Below are 16458 nucleotides of genomic sequence, written 5' to 3' on the forward strand. Positions count from 1 at the left end.
GGGCCGAGAGCGAGCGGGACGTGAACACGTGAGCTCACGGGAACCCGCATCAGGTACTGGCCGGCGGCGGTGCGAGTTCCGCCGCGACCTCGACGGCGATCTCGGCGGCCCGGGCGGCAAGCGGCGAGTGGGTGCAGCCGGCCCGCCGGTGCAGGTAGATCTCCCGTGGCGGCAGGGACGGCTGGAGCTCATGGACGCGGAGTCGGCGGTCGGACGCGATGTCGGCACCGCGGATGGCGAGCCAGGGCAGCACCGCCGATCCCAGGCCGGCCCGCACCATCGACAGCAGGGTGTCGTTGACCGCGGTGCGGAACACGATGCGCGGACGGGCGCCGCTGCGGGCCACTGCCTGCTCCATCAAGGGCTGGTCGCAGGTCAGCGGCCAGGCCACCATCGGTTCCCCGTCGAGCCGCTCCAGCGGGACCGGACCTTCGGGGAAGGTGCCGGCGCCCGCCACCAGCAGGTAGGGGTCGTCGAGCAGCTTGAGTCGCTCGACATCGCCGTCGATGCGGCCGTCGTAGAACAGCAGGTCGAGGTCGCCGATCTGCGGCTGCTCCGGCTCCTCCTCGGACAACCTGATGTCGCAGCCGGGGTGCTCGTCCCGCAGCCGTCGGACGACCGACGGCAGGATCACATTGGACACGCTCTGGAACGTGCCGATGTCGATCCGCCCGTCCCCCGCCTTGAACCGCTCCACGGCATCGGCCAGTGCCTGCGCCTTCGCCAGCAGTTCGCGCCCCTGTCCCAGGACCACGGAGCCCAACGGGGTGAGCCGCACCGGCTTGGGTCCGCCCGGCCGGTCGAAGACCGGACCGCCGACGGCCCTCTCCAACGCGGCCACCTGTTGGCTCACCGTCGACTGGGTGTACCCGAGACGGGCGGCCGCCCGCCCGAACGAGCCCTCCTCGACGATGGCGGCCATCGCCGCGAGATGACGCAGCTCGACGTCGCTCACGCGTTCCAGCGTAGTGGTTTCATCGCCATGAGCGATCGAATCAATCGAAACTCATCGCTTTTCCCGATGGCATCGGGAACCTAGCGTTTCCGACATGACCTCACATCAGTCTCACGGCGAGCGGCTCCTCGAAGTCGATGACGCCGAGTTGTGTGTCGAGACCTTCGGAGACCGAGCGGACCCGGCGATCGTGCTGGTCGCCGGAGCGGCCGCCTCCATGCTGTGGTGGGACGCCGAACTGTGCGAGCGGATCGCCGTCCGGGGCCGGTTCGTGGTCCGTTACGACCATCGGGACACCGGCCGCTCGACCAGCTGCCCGCCGGGACAGCCGACGTACTCGTTCACCGACCTCACCCGGGACGTGCTCGGCATCCAGGACGCCCTGGGCCTCGAACGCGCCCATGTGGTCTGCCAGTCGATGTTCGGCGGGGCCGGACTCATCCTCGGGGTGGACCATCCCGATCGGGTCGCGTCGCTGACGTTCGTGTCGAGCTCCACCGGGGCCGACGACCTGCCGTCGCCGTCGAGCGACCTCGCCATGCCGGCCGAGCCGGACACCTCCGACACCGCCGCGGTCGTCGCGTACGTGGTCGCAGGCGCGAGGGCGTACGCCGGTGGCTCACCGTACTTCGACGAGGCCGCGATCCGGGCCCTGGCCGAACGGGACGTGGCGCGCGCGAGGAACTACGCGTCGACTCTGGTCAACCACTTCGCCATCGAGTTCGACGGGCCGACGCGAGGAGGCTTCGGCGACATCGTGGCGCCGACGCTCGTGGTGCACGGCGACCACGACTCGCTGCTGCCGCTGCCGCACGGCGAGGCGTTGCGCGACGCGATTCCCGGCGCCGAGCTGCTGGTCCTGGAGGGGGCCGGACACGATCTGCCGAGGGCGCTGTGGGACGACTTCGTGTCGGCCCTGGTCCGGCACACGCGGGGAGGCCGTCCATGAAGCGGCTGCGCTCGGCACTCTGGCTACCGCTCTTCGACGACCTCGCCGACCCGCGGGCGGTCGCACGTCTCGCCGCCGACGCGGAGGAGGCCGGGTGGGACGGCTGCTTCGTGTGGGATCAGCTGTGCTGGCGGGCGCCGGTCCGGCAGGTCGCCGACCCCTGGATCGCGCTGGCGGCGATCGCGACCGCGACCGAGCGGCTGCGGCTCGGTCCGATGGTGGCGGCGCTCGCCCGGCGCCGCCCGGCCAAGGTCGCGCGGGAGACCGCGACGCTTGATCGGCTCAGCGACGGCCGCCTCACCCTCGGCGTCGGTCTCGGCAGCGACCGGTTCGCCGGTGAACTGTCCAGGACCGGGGAGCAACTGGACGACCGACAGCGCGGGAGGATGCTCGACGAGTCCCTGGCGATCCTGGCCGCCGCCTGGTCCGGCGAGCCGGTGCGGCACCGCGGCGAGCACTACACGGTCCAGGACATCGCGTTCCTGCCGCGGCCGGTCCAGCGGCCCGGCGTACCGGTGTGGGCCGCCGGGTTCCCGGGCAACCTCAAACCGGTCCGCCGGGCCGCCCGGCTCGACGGCTTCTTCCCGGCCAATCTCGCACACCCGGACCAGCTCGCCGAGGTCGTCGGCACCCTCGCCGCACTTCGTCATGGTGAGATGGACTCGTACGACATCGCCGTGAGCCTCCCCCTCGGTGTCGATCCCGAGCCGTACGCGACGGCCGGGGCGACGTGGTGGCTGCCGGAGTTCGATCCGGGTGTACGGCTCGACGCCGTGCGGGGCGTGCTCCGTGACGGCCCCGCGGCGTGAGGAGACGGTCGTGTTGTTCGACTACGACGCGGAGCTGGCTCGGTATCACGAGCGGCTGCGGCAGGCCCTCGACATCCGACCCGGCGATCGTGTCCTCGACATCGGCTGCGGCACCGGTCAGACCACCAGGGACGCGGCCAGGGCCGCGTCGCCGGGAGCCGTGCTCGGCATCGACGTCTCGGGAGCGATGCTGGCGCGGGCCCGTCAGCAGGCCGAGGCGGAAGGCCTTCGCAATGCCGATTTCGTGCAGGCCGACGCCCAGACGCACGCGTTCCCGCCGGAGGACTTCAGCCTGGCCGTGAGCCGGTTCGGCACGATGTTCTTCGCCGACCCGGTCCTCGCGTTCGGCAACATCGGACGGGCGCTGCGTCCGGATGCGCGCTTCGTGCAGTTGGTCTGGCAGGCGGCGGACCGTCAGGACTGGCAGGTCGCGATCCGGGCGGCGCTCTCTCCCGGGCATCCGCCCTCGACGTCGGCCCTGGCGACCGACGACCCGTTCACCCTGGCCGATCCGCACGTCGTGACCGATCTTCTGACCTCGGCCGGCTTCACCGCGCTCGACGTCGTCGACGTACGTGAGCCCGTCTACTACGGCCCGGACACCGAGCGCGCCCTTGCCGCCGTGCTCCGGCTGCGTATGGCGGAAGACTGGCTCGCCGATCTGGATGCCCGGTCCGCCGAGCGCGCACTCGACCGGCTTCGGGCGACTCTCGACGCGCACGACACCGGCGACGGCGTCTGGTTCGACTCCCGCGCGTGGCTGGTCAGCGCACGCCGAGGTTGACCACCTGGCCTCCGGCGCGCTTGCACCGAGAGCGGCAGCTCCGTAGGACCTGGAGCCGTCGGCGCAGTGCGCGAGCGACCGACATGGCGGAGCCGCCCGCCTGTTCCCCCGTGGCGGGCGGCTCCTGGCCTTCGGTGTTCAGAGATCGAAATCGGCGGCGGCGACGTAAGCGTCCTGGGCCGCTGGACGACACCGGCCAAAGGCCGGCGGCGGGATTCGAACCCGCGTCGCTCTCTTGACAGGAGAAGTAGCCGCAGCCTGCGCACCTGAACGAGACCCACCGTACGGCGGACTCCTTGCCGGAGCACCTCATTTTCCGGCGGGCGGGGCAGCCGAACCGTGCACGCCTACCCGGCGGTTGGCGGCACCGCGGCGAGGCGGAGGAGGACAGCGGTGTCGGGCCGGGGCAGGGAGACGGTGAGTTCGCCCGCGGCGGCGTCCCAGGTCGCGGTGGCGTCGGAGGTGGAGGGGTAGAGCAGCGTGGGGGTCAGGTGGGCGCCGTGCAGGTGGGAGATCGGGACGGTGCGGGTGCTGTCGGCGGCTGCGTTCCGGTTCTGTGCGCGCGGGCCTTCTTCCCGCTCGTCGGCCGGCTGCCGTCGCCACAGCGTCAGCCAGGTGGCGCTGTCGCCGCGCAGGCCGGAGGCGATCCAGGTGTCCTCCCATGAGGGCAGTCCGAGAGGCCAGAACGGAAGGCTGTCGGGGATCTCCGAGCGCAGGGCCTTGTAGGCGGAGACGCCGGTGCGGACGAGTGCGAACTGTTCCGGGTTCATGCGGTCGAGGAACCCGGACAGATGGATACGGGAGGACAGGGCGCCGGTGAGGGTGAAGGCGATCTGGTCGAGGCTGAAGTCGGGTTGGGGGTAGGCCCACACGGCGGCCTGTTCAGGGGTCACGGCGGTCGGGGCGGCCGCCGCGATGGGCGGGTAGCGCACGGGGTCCTGCTGGTCGCTGGTGGACTGCACCTGGACGACCGCGAGTTGCGCGTAGTCCATCCGCAGCCCGCCGGAGGAGCAGTTCTCCAGGACGAGGCCGGGGTAGCGGTCGAGGAGGGAGCCGAGCCAGTCGAGGTGGGCGCGGTGATGCCCGAGGAGGCCCGCACCCGCGCTCTCGTCGCCGTTCTCGGTACCGGGACCGATGTTGACGTTGTAGTCGAGCTTCAGATACCCCACACCCCACTCCCCCACGATCCGGTCCACGACCCGGTCGAGGTGGGCGCGGGCGGCGGGGTGGCGCAGGTCCAGGTGATGCCGCCCGTGCTCGGTGACCCGGACGCCGCCCCGCCGGAAGAACGCCTCGGGCGGCAGCGTGGCGGCCAGCGGGCTGCGGACGCCGATCACCTCGGGCTCCAGCCACAGTCCGGGGGTCATGCCGTGCTCCCTGATGGTGTCCAGGACCCGCCGGATGCCGCCCGGGAAGCGGCTCTCGGCGGCTTCCCAGGCACCGACGGCGTCCCACCAACCCTGCGCGTCGTCGTCGTACCAGCCGGCGTCGATGACGAAGACCTCGGCGCCGGCTGCTCCCGCCGCCTCGATGAGCGGGAGGAGTCTGTCGGTGGTGGGGTCGCCCATCAGGGTGTTCATGTAGTCGTTGTAGATCACCGGGAGCGCGGTGTGGTCCGGGTGCCTGCGGCGTATCCGGCGGCGGTAGTCGGTGAGTTGGCCGAACGCGGCGTCCAGGCCGCCGGTCTCGACGCCCGCGAGGACGGCCGGGACGGTGGTGAACTCCTCGCCGGGCGCCAGGACCTGGTGCCACTGGTGGTGGGCGTCGTCGGGTCCGAACAGGGCGACGTAGGCGGCGCCTTCGCGTTCACCGGTCTCATAACGCCACCCCGCACTGGACTCGATCTGCCAGAGCCAGGCGCGACCAGCCGGGTCGGTGAGCGCGGCGACCGGCAGGTGCCGTCCCGTGGACCAGCTGCCCTGCGAGTAGCGCTCGAAGCAGCCGCGCCCTTCGTGGCCGTGGGCGGAGCGGTTGAGCGCGACGACGTGGTCGCGGAACGCGGCCCGCCGCCAACGGCACTCGGCGAGCCAGTCGTTGTCCGCCCAGTGGAGGGTCAAGCCGTCCAGAGTTCCCTTGTCGTCCGCCATGCCGCCGAGAGCCAGGCTCGACACGCTCTCCAGCCGCAGCGGGGCGCTCCCCTCGTTGACCAGGCGCACCTGCGAGCGCAGGAATCCGGCGCCCGGGCATGTCCGCAGGGTGATGTCGACGGCGAGGCCGGTCACCGGATCCGCCAACCGGATGGTGGTGCACTGCCAGTCGCCGTCCTGACCGGTCTCGTGGCCACGGTAGGTCAGGCGCTCACCGATCACGGTCTCGACGAAACGCTCCCCCGACCAGTTCCGTCCGTGACCGGTGGCGGTGACCTCGACCAGCGGGAGCAGGGAGTTCCAGTCCTGTCCCGGCGCGCCCAGTCTGACCGTCCCGGCGGAATCCACGACGGCATGCAGCCCGAGAACCTCATGGGACCAGAGCAGAGATCCCTCGGCCGCTTCGACAGCAGTAGTCAACGCTTCCCCTCCTGTGGTGGACGCGATCCGTACGTCAGCCCTGTGTGCGCGGGCGCAACGTCACGCGATAGTTCTCCCCGCCGTAGAGGGACTCGTAGCGGATCTCCAGGTGCAGGCGCCGGGTTATCAGGTCCAGGAACTCGGCATGAGCCTGTGGATCATAGGGGTCCACGCTCAGCAGGAACTCCTCATAGCCGGTGGCGATGGTCTGCGTCTCGACGAACGTCATCGCGTAGGGCCGTACGACGAGGCCCTCGCGGGCTCTGTCCGCGCCGGCCTTGTTCCACTCGCCGACGACCTCGCCGTCGACCGTCAGGGTGCTGCCGACGACGACCGCCGGGCCCAGACCGGCGTTGATCAGCCTGATCCCCGCCTTCTGTCCCACGGACATCCCCCGCTGCAACTGGAGAATGGGCCGCACCGAGTACCGGTTGTGCTGCCGAGTCGCGCGCACCTCGTACACCGAGACAGCGAACGACGCCACGGCGATGACCACGGCACACGCCGCGACGACTATCTCCGAGTCCATTACGGACCGCCCCCTTCCACGAGACTCCGCGCGATCAGCCGGACCACCGCGCGCCACCCGTCCGCGTCCGTGCCGTCGACCCACCTTGCGGCCAGTTCCCCGACAACTGCGCGACGGCAGCATCTCAGCACGCACTGACATCGATCACCACAGGCAGCACGCTGACGGCATGACGGCGTGCTGTGGCTGCCCTGCGGAGGTCGTCGCCCTCAGCTGATCCGCCAGGGACGGAGCTTCTCGGGGTTGCGTACCGCCCAGATGCGCCTGATCCGGTCGCCGGCGATCTCGAACGCGAACACCGTCGCGAGCTTGCCGTCCTGTCGCGCCACCAAGCCGGGCAGGCCGTTGACCGTGTGCTCCAGGAACGTCGTGCGGTCGCCGGTGAGCCGGGCGATCTCGGCGTAGGCACGGGCGATCTGCTCACCGCCGACGATCGGGTGCAGATGGGTGACGGCCAGTCCGCCGCCGTCGGCGGTCGCGATGGCGTCGGGGTCGAGCAGGCCGATCAGGGCGTCGATGTCCTTCGCCTCCCACGCCGACCTGAACTGCCTGACGATGTCGGCCTGTTCGGCGCCCGGGCCCGCCGGGGTCCGCGCGGTGCGGACGCGACGGCGGGCGGAGGAGGCCAGTTGGCGGCACGCCGCCGGCGTACGGCCGACGATCTCGGCGATGTCGCCGAAGGGGTAGCGGAAGACGTCGTGCAGGACGAACGCGACGCGCTCGGCCGGGGTCATCGCGTCGAGGACGACCAGGAAGGCCATCGTCACCGACTCGTCGAGGGTGATCCGATCGGCCGGGTCGGTCCCGTCGGCCCCTGAGCGTCCGGTGATCCACTCCGTGGGCTCGGGCAGCGGTTCCGGGATCCAGTCGCCCACATACGTCTCCCGCCTGGCCCGCGCCGAGCCGAGCAGGTTCAGACAGATGCGGCTGGCGACCGTCATCAGCCAGGCGCCGGGCGACTCGACGGCCCGCTGCTCCCGTTCGGACATGGCGTACCAGCGGGCGTAGGTCTCCTGTACGACGTCCTCGGCGTCGGCGAGGGATCCCAGGAGCCGATAGCCGAGGTTGATCAGCCGACGCCGCTCGCTCATGATCGCGCTGAGACCCGGATCGCTCTGCTCGTCGCCGGGCTCGGCTCTGGTGGTCATGGTCCGGCCATCTCCCTCACTCGCTGTCGTGCCTCTACCCCTTACGACAGGACAGCCCCTCGGAATGTGAGATCGACGTGCCGCCTCACATTCCGAGGGGCCGCGTTGTCGTACCGGTGAGGACGACGACACCACGGAGGGGCCACTCCCATGAACGACTTCCAGGCCATCGCGGACCGCGTCGAGATCGAGGCGCTGCGCGGCGAGTTCACCGACGCGGCGATGATGCGCGACCGGGCCCGTCTGGCGTCCCTGTTCACACCGGACGGTGCCCTGCGCATGCCGAACATCCCCGTCGAGCAGGTCGGCCGCGAGGAGATCCTCGCCGGGGGCGAGCGGCTGCAGAGCCAGTGGGACTTCTTCGTGCAGACCACGCACCCCGGCACGATCCTGCTCGACGGCGACACCGCGACCGGCCGCGCCTACATCCAGGAACTCGCGCGCGCTCTCGACGGACGCCAGGGTCTGAACTACGCCGTCTACCACGACCGTTACCAGCGCACCGACGAAGGCTGGAAGTTCGCGGAACGGGTGTACGAGGTCAGGTACCTCGACACCTCCCCGCTGGCGGGTACGGCGCCCCGCGCGCCGCAGCCCTCCGGGGCGGCCTCGGCGGACGCCACGGCGCCCCCGGCTCCGGCCGCGTCCTTCGCCGAGCCGGCGTCGGCCGAACGGCTGGAGCGGACAGCCGCCGCGCTGCGTGCCAACGGCTTCGCCGCCGAGATCCTCGACGACGCCGCGGCCGCGCGCATCCGTGTCAAGGACCTGGTCCCCGAGGGCGCCAGTGTGTTCACCGGAGCCAGCGAGACCCTCCGGCTCTCCGGCATCGACGAGGACATCAACACCGGCGACCGGTACGACGCCATCAGGCCCCGCGTCCTGACCATCGACCGTGCCACCGGCGCCGACGAGATCCGCAAGCTGGTGGCCACCCCGGAGTACGTCGTCAACAGCGTCGCCGCCGTCACCGAGACCGGCTCGCTCGTGCTCGCCTCGGGCAGCGGCAGCCAGCTCCCCGCCAACGCGGGGGGCGCCGCCCACGCGGTCTGGATCGTCGGCGCGCAGAAAGTGGTGCCCGACCTGGGCACGGCACTGCGCCGCGTCGAGGAGCACGCCCTCCCGCTGGAGGACGCCCGCGCCCAGGCGGTGTACGGGATGCCCAGCGCCGTGAACCGCCTGCTCATCCTCAACGCGGAGCCCCGTCCGGGGCGCGGCACCGTGCTGCTCCTGCGGGAGGCCATCGGGTACTGAACCGGCGCCCAGGGTCCGGGCGTTATCGGTGGCGGCGGCAGTCGCGGGAAGACAATCCCGTTCTCCAACCGTTGACCGCGAGGGTGCGGTCGCCGAGCGGCGTTCGGCGAGTGGCCGTCCCAGGCCTGTCGGAGCGAGGGGAAGCGGTGGTCACGCGATGAGAGCGGTGCGGTTCCACGAGTACGGCGGGATCGAGGTGCTGCGGGTGGAGGAGGTCGAGCGGCCCGTGCCCGGCCCCGGACAGGTGCTGGTCGAGGTCCGCGCGGCCGGGATCCAGCCCGGCGAGGTGATGATCCGCGAGGGCGCGCGGCACGGACGCTGGCCGGCCACGTTCCCCTCCGGGCAGGGCAGTGATCTGGCCGGTGTCGTGGCGGAGGTCGGCCCGCAGGTGCGCGGCTTCGCGGTCGGTGACGAGGTGCTGGGCTTCACCCATGGCAGGGCGAGCCACGCGGAGTTCGTCGTGGTCGACGACGTGGACGTGGTCTCGCGACCAACGGGACTGTCCTGGGACGTGGCCGGGTCGCTGTACGTGTCCGGCACGACCGCGTACGCCTGTGTGTTCGCGGTGGATCCCGGGCCGACGGACACGGTCGTGGTGTCCGGTGCGGCCGGCGGCGTCGGGTCTCTCGCCGTGCAGCTCGCGCGCCATCGCGGCGCCACGGTGATCGGGCTGGCGAGCGAGAGGAACCATGCCTGGCTGAAGGAGCGCGGTGTCGTCCCCGTCGCGTACGGGGAGGGGGTGGCCGAACGGATCCGGGAGGCCGGCGGCGGGAGCGTCGACGCGTTCATCGACACGTTCGGTGACGGCTACGTCGAGCTGGCGGTGGAGCTGGGTGTGCGGCCCGAGCGGATCAACACCATCCGCGACTGGCAGGCCGCGGCCAGGGTCGGGGCGCGGACCTACGGTGAGGGTGCGGCGGCGTGCGCGGTCGTGGTCGGCGAGCTGGCCCGCCTTGCGGCACGTGGGGAACTGGAGGTGCCGATCGCTCGCGGCTACCCGCTGGAGGGGGTGCGCGACGCGTTCCGTGAGCTGGAACGGGGGCACACGCACGGAAAGATCGTGCTTCGTCCGGCCGAGGCGGCCATCGGGTAGGGACCCGGGATCCTCAGCGCCGGTGCCCGCTCAGGCGCGGGCGGTTGGCCGTCCGTCGTCGCCGCGGCGTACACAACGCCGCGGCGACGCAGGAGTCATGCCGGTTCTCGTACGCGAGGACCGGCCCCCACATCAGGCGGGGGTGATGTTCTCCGCCTGCGGGCCCTTCTGGCCCTGGGTGATGTCGAAGGTCACCGCCTGGCCTTCCTGGAGCTCACGGAAGCCGGAGGCGTTGATGTTGGAGTAGTGGGCGAAGACGTCCGGTCCGCCGCCGTCCTGGGCGATGAAGCCGAAGCCCTTCTCCGCGTTGAACCACTTGACGGTTCCGCTGGCCATGCTGGTACCTCTCAGTAGACGTCAGAACCGCACCGCGCGGTCCTGGAGGTGATCGCCCTGGTCCGGCACTGCACAGCAAAGCGCCCGCGCCTAAGCGCGGGCAGGTACTGCGAACCACGACAGCTGGAAGTGACGCTACACGGCGGAAAGGACGATCACCAGAGAGCAACAACCGTGAACCCCACGAGACCGATGGGAAGGCCCACCCCAAATCCCGACCGACCCGCCCCAACCGCCTGAACAGCGGAGACTTACGACGACGCGATGAAGGTCGTCATGCCGGTTCGTCGGCGCATTCGTGAAATACGTACTGATCGATGTCCAGCGTCGCCCTGGCCGTCCCCATCCAGGCCAACAGGTCGGCCCCGAGGGCCATGCCCTTCTGCTGCGGGTCGTCGAGGTCCGTGATCTCCTGGACGATCTCCAGGGAGACGTCACCCTCTCCGGAGTCCGCGAGCCGCCCGAGGGCCTCGGCAAGGTCCGGCCCCCATCCGACGACCACCGGCTCCAGATCCTCCGGTCTCGCGCGGCCTTCCGCAGCCCCGACGTGTCGGATCCAGGTCGCATGGGACCGCGGGGGTGACTGCGGGTGCTTGCGGCTTCCGATCGCTGTCGACTCGTCGGGCTCCGCTCCGAGTCGCTTGGAGATCTCCTCCGGTTGCAGGGACTCGCTGACCACCCGGAGATGCATACGAAACGCGCTCACGGCACACGAACCTGCGGCGCGGCGAAGTACGGCTTCACGGCTTCTCCCCTGCATGCCGGGCCCGCGCCCGACGGCAGCGCGATCATGGCACTCGCCGCATCGTCCGTCCACGACTCGACAAGCCTCGCGGTACGCCGCGGGTTGAGGCGAGACGGTTCGTCTTGTTAGGGTGAGGGCATGGCTTTCCTTTTCTTCGTCTGAGTCCGGGCACGGCCGCCGCCGCCGTTTCTGCTGCCCGTAGACCCTTCGTACGATCAGGGAAAGCCACATGCGCGACCGCGCCCACACCGTCACGGCACAGCTGTCCGTCAAGGACGTCACCAAGTCCTACGGCACCCGCACCGTCCTCGACCAGGTCTCCTTCACCGTCCGGCCGGGCGAGAAGGCCGCCGTCATCGGCGAGAACGGATCCGGGAAGTCCACCCTGCTGCGGCTGCTCGCCGCGGCCGAGGCGCCGGACGCCGGGGAGATCACCGTCACCTTCCCCGGTGGCATCGGGCACCTCGCCCAGACCCTCGACCTCGACCCGGACCGCACGGTGCGGGACGCGGTCGACCTCGCCCTGGCCGAACTGCGCGACATGGAGCGCCGGTTGCGCACGGCGGAGGTGCGCCTGGGCGATGCGTCGAAGGACGAGCTCGCCGCGTACGGCGAGCTGCTGATCGCATACGAACGACGCGGCGGATACGAGGCCGACTCCCGCGTGGATGCCGCGATGTACGGGCTCGGGCTCGCCGGGATCACCCGCGACCGTGTGCTCGACACACTCTCCGGCGGCGAGCGGTCACGGCTCGCGCTGGCCTGTGTGCTGGCCGCGGCCCCCGAGCTGCTGCTCCTCGACGAGCCGACGAACCATCTCGACGCGGCGGCCGTGCGCTGGCTGGAGGAGCATCTGCGCGCACACCGCGGCACCGTCGTCGCGGTCACCCACGACCGCGGCTTCCTGGAACGCGTGGCCACCACGATCCTCGAGGTCGACCGGGACGCGCACGCGGTGCGCCGGTACGGCGACGGCTGGGCCGGCTACCGCGCCGCGAAGGCCGCCGCCCGGCGCCGCGCGGAGCGGGAACACGCGGACTGGGTCGAGGAGGTGGCCCGTATCGAGGAACTGCTCGACGCCGCCGGGAAGCGGCTGGCCACCACCGGCAAGGACCCGCGGCAGGGCTTCGGCAAGCACCGCCGCTCGCACCAGGCGAAGCTCGGCGGGCAGGTGCGATCCGTCCGGGAGCGGCTCGGCCATCTGCGACGCAACCCGGTGGCAGCGCCGCCGGAGCCGCTGCGATTCACGGCAGCGCCGCCGACAGCGGGCGGTGCGCCGCATACCGAGGGCCCGTCGCCGAGCGGTCCCCTTGCCGAACTCGACGGCGTACGCGTGGGCGCGCGGCTGCGTCTGGACGGACTGCTTGCGATCGAGCCCGGACAGCGGCTGCTGGTCACGGGCGAGAACGGAGCGGGCAAGACGACGCTGCTGCGTGTCCTGGCGGGCGACCTGGAGCCGGACACGGGCGTGGCCCGCCGGCCGGCTCGGATCGGGTACCTGGCGCAGGAGTTGCCCGCGCACTCCACGCCACTCCCTCTGCTCGCCGCCTTCGCGGCCGGGCGGCCCGGGCTGCCGCAGGAGTACGCCGATCAGCTGCTGGCGCTGGGGCTGTTCCGTGAGGAGGATCTGGACGTGCCGGTCGCTGCGCTGTCCGCGGGACAACAACGTCGGCTTCAGATCGCCCGGCTGGTGACCCGGCCCGCCGACCTCCTCGTCCTCGACGAGCCGACCAACCACGTCGCGCTGGACCTGGTCGAGGACCTGGAGGCGGCGCTGGCGTCGTACCCGGGAGCGGTGGTCGCGGTCTCGCACGACCGTGGCTTCCGAGAGCGCTTCCCGGGCGACCGGTGGGAACTGCGCGGCGGCCGCAGGTGCTGATCGCCTGGATCGGCTGAATCCCGCCGCCACACGAGCCGGCTATCCGACACGACCCTTCGTTCGAAGGTCTCACCCTCCATTCGCAGGAGACCGTCCGGGGTGAGGAAATAGAGGAAGGGTTTCGTGGTTGTTTCCGTCCGAGGAACGATGAGTCTCGCCCTGGTTGCCGGTCTCCATCCCCAAAACCGCGATCAACCGCACTTGAGGAGAGCACCATGACCGCCACCTACACCTTCGACGTCTTTGCCAGCCTCGACGGCTACGCGTCCTACAACAGCGAAGGCGACTGGGGCGGTTACTGGGGCAAGCACGGTGCCGAGTTCCTCGACCGTCGACTCGCCCTGTACACCGAGGAGCAGCGGCTGGTGCTCGGGGCGAACACCTTTCGGCTGTTCTCGCAGATGCTGGGCCCGGAGGTGAACGACCCGGTGAACAGCCGGATGAGGAGCCTGCCGACCACCGTGGTGTCGAGGACCCTCGAAGGACCTCAGAGCTGGCCGGACGCGACCCTCGTCAGCGGTGATGCCGTGGACGTCGTCGCCCGGCTCAAGGAGGAGTCCGAGCTGCCGTTGCGCTCGCACGGCAGCCTGTCGATGAACCGGGCGCTGATGGCCGCAGGGCTGGTCGACCGCGTCCAGGTGACGCTCTTTCCCGTGATCACCGGTCGGACCGGGGCGAGCCCGGTCTTCGAGGGCGCGGCCGACTTCGACCTCGAACTGATCGAGAGCCGGATCCTCGACGGCCACATCCAAGAACTCATCTACCGGCCCACTGTGCACACCTGAGTTCACCCAGGCGCCCCGCACCGTCGGGCTCCGGGATCTGTTGCATCGTCAACGGCCCATACACGGCAGGTGCGTTGACCGCAATTCAACCCGGAGGGGTGGCCTCCGGGAGTGCGGTTGACGGTGATAGCATTCCGCCGTCTGCGACCTTGATCCACTTTTGCTCAGGCCTTGAACCTGAACGCGGTGAGTTCGCCACAATCCGCCGTGCAGTCCCCCTGGACGGGTTGCGGATCCTTGCGAGCTGTATTTGTTGACGCCTGCATGCCACGCACCGGGAAAGGTTTCCATGACTCAAGACGTGCTTCTTTGGTGCCTGGTTGCGATAGCGGTGATAGCCATAGCCGCCGTCGTGGCACTCGTGCTCCGAAGCAGAGGCCTGACGAGGAGGAAGAGGGAGTCCGAGGCCGCACTGGAGGCCCGGCTGGCATTCAGCCAGGATGAACTGGCCCGCACCCAGATCGAGTTGGCCAGGATCCGCAACGAGCAGGACGGTGTCATCCGGGAAGCGGAGCAGGCCGCCGAGGAGAACACCAAGGCGGTCCTCAAGGGCGCCGCCCGCTTCCTCCAGAGCCTCGCGGCCGAGCAGACGACACTGCTGGACGGGGTCCAGCGCGAGTACGGCGGCCACGCGGTCCTGGCCGATCTGATGGACATCACCCACGCCAACGCCCAGATGGCCCGCAAGGCGCAGGGCATCGCGGTGATGTGCGGTGCGCCTCTGGGCCGCCGCAACCAGCCCGCCAGCGTCTACGACGTCGTCCGCAGCGCCCAGAGCCAGATCCGCAACTTCCAGCGGGTCGAGATCATGCAGCCGAGCGGCATCGCGCTGAAGGCCTCCGCCGTCGCACCCGTCGCCCTGGCCGTCGCCGAACTGCTCGACAACGCCGCCAGCTTCTCCCAGGCGGACGCGCCGATCGAGGTCACCTTCCGCCAGGCCCAGAAGAACCTGTGCATCGTCATCGACGACGCCGGCGTCGGCATGGGCGACGAGGACCGGCAGCGGGCGAGCGCGCTGCTGTCCGGTGACGACGTCCCCCGGCTGTCCCAGCTGGGCACCCAGCCCAAGTTCGGCTTCCCCGTGATCGGTCTGATCGCCCGCCAGCACGGCTTCAAGGTGGACGTCACCGGCGTCTCCCGATACGGCGGCGTACGCGCCGTCGTCCTGCTGCCCGAGGAGTTGTGGACCATGGAGGAAGCCCTGCCGCCGGCCACGGAAGCTCCCGTGAGTAACATCCGGCCCGTGTCGGTGGAGACCTCCCGTACCGCGGGCGGCCTGCCGAAGCGCGGAGCCCGTGTGTCACCCACCGGCAACTCCGGCGCCGGGGAGGCGCCGGCCAGGCGGGCCGTCCGACGCGGCGCCGGCAGCCTGGCCGCTCTCCAGCGCGGCACGCAGACCGCGCGTGACGTGGCCTCTCTGGACACCCCGACGCCCGGAGGGTCTGACAACGCATGAGTACGACAGACCTGTCGTGGATGGTCCAGGACATCGTGGACAACGTCCCCCGGGCGCGGCACGCCGTGGTGCTGTCCGCGGACGGTATACCGCGCGGGGCCACGGACGGCCTGACCGGCCAGGACGTACGCACCATCTCGGCGGCCATGGCCGGGATGCAGTCGCTCAGCCGGGCCACGGCCCATTTCGCCGGCACCTCGCAGGACCGGGCGTGGATCCAGACCGTGATCGAGTTCCAGCACGGCTGGGTGTTCCTGATCGGCGCCGGACAGGGCGCCTATCTGGCCGCCGCCGCGGAGCCCGACGTGGACATGGAGCAGCTCAGCTTCCGTATGAACCGGCTGGTCGCCCGGCTGGGCAACAACCTCACCGCCCCGCCGCGGGTGAACGCCGGTGACGCGGAGCAGTCCGGGGAGAGCTCGGAAGCACCGCGCGACGAGGTGGACAGGTCGGTCACCGTTCTCGGTGAACTGGACAAGGCCGTCGCTTCGGTGCCGGGCGCCCTGCACGCCCTGCTGCTCGGTGCGAACGGGCTGCCGCGCGGGGCCAGCACGGGGATCGGCAGGGACCTCGCGGACACCATCTCGGCGGCCATGACCGGCATCCACGCCTACAGCCGGGCCACCGCGCCGTTCGCGGGCGGGGCGCACGACGACGAGTGGAGTCAGACGGTCATCGAGTTCCAGCACGGCTGGATCTTCCTGATCGCGGCCGGCGACGGCGACTTCCTGGCGGCGGCGGCCGAGCACGACTGCGACATCGAGGACTTCACCGCACATCTGAGTGACGCGATGCCCGCGCTCATCTCGCGGACGGTCGCGCAGGGAGAGAGGGCCAGCGATGCATGACGACCCGTCCAGTGAGCTCGAGCTGACGGCCCCCTTAGTCCCGCTTTTCATCGTCGCGGGGGGACGCGCACTGCCCCGGGACAGCGAGTACGAGCACACCACGATGATCACGGCCCAGGAGGGCGCCTCGGCCGCGACCCGCACCCTGGCTCCGGAATCCCGCACGGTCATGGACCTCATCGCGGACGGCTACCTCTCCGTCGCCGAGGTCGCCGCCCACACACGGCTGCCCCTGGGCATCGTGCGCATCCTGCTGGCTCAGATGGCCGAGGACGGCCTCATTCATGTGCGTAATCCGGTGCCGCACGCCGAACGCCATGACCCCGTCCTGCTCACCGCCGTGCTCGACGGCCTGATGCGAATTCGAACCGGAGCGTAACCGCC

The 16458-nt window shown here is 70.7% G+C and carries 16 protein-coding genes; 10 read left to right on the top strand and 6 right to left on the bottom strand.

Annotated features, from left to right (window positions below):
* Positions 1 to 49: 49 nt before the first annotated feature.
* Positions 50 to 955 (bottom strand): LysR family transcriptional regulator, encoded by a 906-nt coding sequence (locus ACFY0U_RS27060; RefSeq protein ID WP_388640007.1) that lies wholly within the window; start codon positions 953 to 955, stop codon positions 50 to 52.
* 94 nt (positions 956 to 1049) lie between these two features.
* Between ACFY0U_RS27060 and ACFY0U_RS27065 the strand changes: the two genes are divergently transcribed.
* The 3 genes from ACFY0U_RS27065 to ACFY0U_RS27075 are packed head-to-tail and all read left to right on the top strand — an operon-like array spanning position 1050 to position 3497.
* The gene (locus tag ACFY0U_RS27065) at positions 1050 to 1904 is read left to right on the top strand and encodes an alpha/beta fold hydrolase (protein ID WP_388640008.1); all 855 of its coding nucleotides are present in this window, start codon (positions 1050 to 1052) and stop codon (positions 1902 to 1904) included.
* Positions 1901 to 2713, top strand: a complete 813-nt coding sequence (locus ACFY0U_RS27070) for an LLM class flavin-dependent oxidoreductase (RefSeq protein WP_388640010.1) — start codon at positions 1901 to 1903, stop codon at positions 2711 to 2713. Before ACFY0U_RS27065 ends, ACFY0U_RS27070 begins: the two co-directional genes overlap by 4 nt.
* A gap of 10 nt (positions 2714 to 2723) precedes the next feature.
* On the top strand, positions 2724 to 3497 hold the full coding sequence (locus ACFY0U_RS27075) for a class I SAM-dependent methyltransferase (protein WP_388640012.1): 774 nt from the start codon (positions 2724 to 2726) through the stop codon (positions 3495 to 3497).
* A gap of 347 nt (positions 3498 to 3844) precedes the next feature.
* Here the strand turns inward: ACFY0U_RS27075 and ACFY0U_RS27080 are convergent, their stop codons facing one another.
* From ACFY0U_RS27080 to sigJ, 3 genes are all read right to left on the bottom strand, one after another.
* Positions 3845 to 6004, bottom strand: a complete 2160-nt coding sequence (locus tag ACFY0U_RS27080; protein WP_388640014.1) for an alpha-galactosidase — start codon at positions 6002 to 6004, stop codon at positions 3845 to 3847.
* Between the two features lie 34 nt (positions 6005 to 6038).
* Entirely contained in the window at positions 6039 to 6533 is a 495-nt protein-coding gene (locus tag ACFY0U_RS27085) for a hypothetical protein (protein ID WP_388640016.1), read from the bottom strand.
* A 209-nt stretch (positions 6534 to 6742) separates the two neighbouring features.
* The gene (gene sigJ / locus ACFY0U_RS27090) at positions 6743 to 7681 is read right to left on the bottom strand and encodes an RNA polymerase sigma factor SigJ (protein ID WP_388640017.1); all 939 of its coding nucleotides are present in this window, start codon (positions 7679 to 7681) and stop codon (positions 6743 to 6745) included.
* Positions 7682 to 7831: 150 nt separating this feature from the next.
* On the opposite strand from sigJ, the gene ACFY0U_RS27095 reads away from it, so the two are divergent.
* Together ACFY0U_RS27095 and ACFY0U_RS27100 are read left to right on the top strand one after the other, a co-directional pair.
* Positions 7832 to 8932 (top strand): nuclear transport factor 2 family protein, encoded by a 1101-nt coding sequence (locus ACFY0U_RS27095; protein WP_388640018.1) that lies wholly within the window; start codon positions 7832 to 7834, stop codon positions 8930 to 8932.
* Positions 8933 to 9089: 157 nt separating this feature from the next.
* On the top strand, positions 9090 to 10025 hold the full coding sequence (locus ACFY0U_RS27100; RefSeq protein ID WP_388640019.1) for an NADP-dependent oxidoreductase: 936 nt from the start codon (positions 9090 to 9092) through the stop codon (positions 10023 to 10025).
* 132 nt (positions 10026 to 10157) lie between these two features.
* On the opposite strand, the gene ACFY0U_RS27105 is transcribed toward ACFY0U_RS27100, so the two are convergent.
* Positions 10158 to 10361 carry a cold-shock protein gene (locus ACFY0U_RS27105; protein ID WP_037751662.1) on the bottom strand — a complete coding sequence of 68 codons (204 nt, stop codon included), beginning with the start codon at positions 10359 to 10361 and terminating at the stop codon, positions 10158 to 10160.
* A 274-nt stretch (positions 10362 to 10635) separates the two neighbouring features.
* The gene (locus tag ACFY0U_RS27110) at positions 10636 to 11067 is read right to left on the bottom strand and encodes a DUF4279 domain-containing protein (RefSeq protein ID WP_388640022.1); all 432 of its coding nucleotides are present in this window, start codon (positions 11065 to 11067) and stop codon (positions 10636 to 10638) included.
* 268 nt (positions 11068 to 11335) lie between these two features.
* Here ACFY0U_RS27110 and abc-f point away from each other — a divergent pair, with 268 nt between their 5' ends.
* The 5 genes from abc-f (at position 11336) to ACFY0U_RS27135 (ending at position 16453) form a co-directional block, all read left to right on the top strand.
* Positions 11336 to 12985, top strand: coding sequence for a ribosomal protection-like ABC-F family protein (abc-f, locus tag ACFY0U_RS27115; RefSeq protein ID WP_388640024.1), 1650 nt, complete (start codon positions 11336 to 11338; stop codon positions 12983 to 12985).
* Positions 12986 to 13200: 215 nt separating this feature from the next.
* The gene (locus tag ACFY0U_RS27120; protein WP_388640026.1) at positions 13201 to 13770 is read left to right on the top strand and encodes a dihydrofolate reductase family protein; all 570 of its coding nucleotides are present in this window, start codon (positions 13201 to 13203) and stop codon (positions 13768 to 13770) included.
* Positions 13771 to 14131: 361 nt separating this feature from the next.
* Positions 14132 to 15226 carry an ATP-binding protein gene (locus ACFY0U_RS27125; RefSeq protein WP_388640027.1) on the top strand — a complete coding sequence of 365 codons (1095 nt, stop codon included), beginning with the start codon at positions 14132 to 14134 and terminating at the stop codon, positions 15224 to 15226.
* A gap of 20 nt (positions 15227 to 15246) precedes the next feature.
* Positions 15247 to 16074, top strand: a complete 828-nt coding sequence (locus ACFY0U_RS27130; RefSeq protein ID WP_388640317.1) for a roadblock/LC7 domain-containing protein — start codon at positions 15247 to 15249, stop codon at positions 16072 to 16074.
* On the top strand, positions 16067 to 16453 hold the full coding sequence (locus ACFY0U_RS27135; RefSeq protein ID WP_266831011.1) for a DUF742 domain-containing protein: 387 nt from the start codon (positions 16067 to 16069) through the stop codon (positions 16451 to 16453). The genes ACFY0U_RS27130 and ACFY0U_RS27135 overlap by 8 nt, the downstream gene beginning before the upstream one ends.
* Positions 16454 to 16458 lie beyond the last annotated feature (5 nt).

It is taken from the genome of Streptomyces sp. NPDC001536, from assembly GCF_042894505.1.
Taxonomy (GTDB): Bacteria; Actinomycetota; Actinomycetes; order Streptomycetales; family Streptomycetaceae; genus Streptomyces.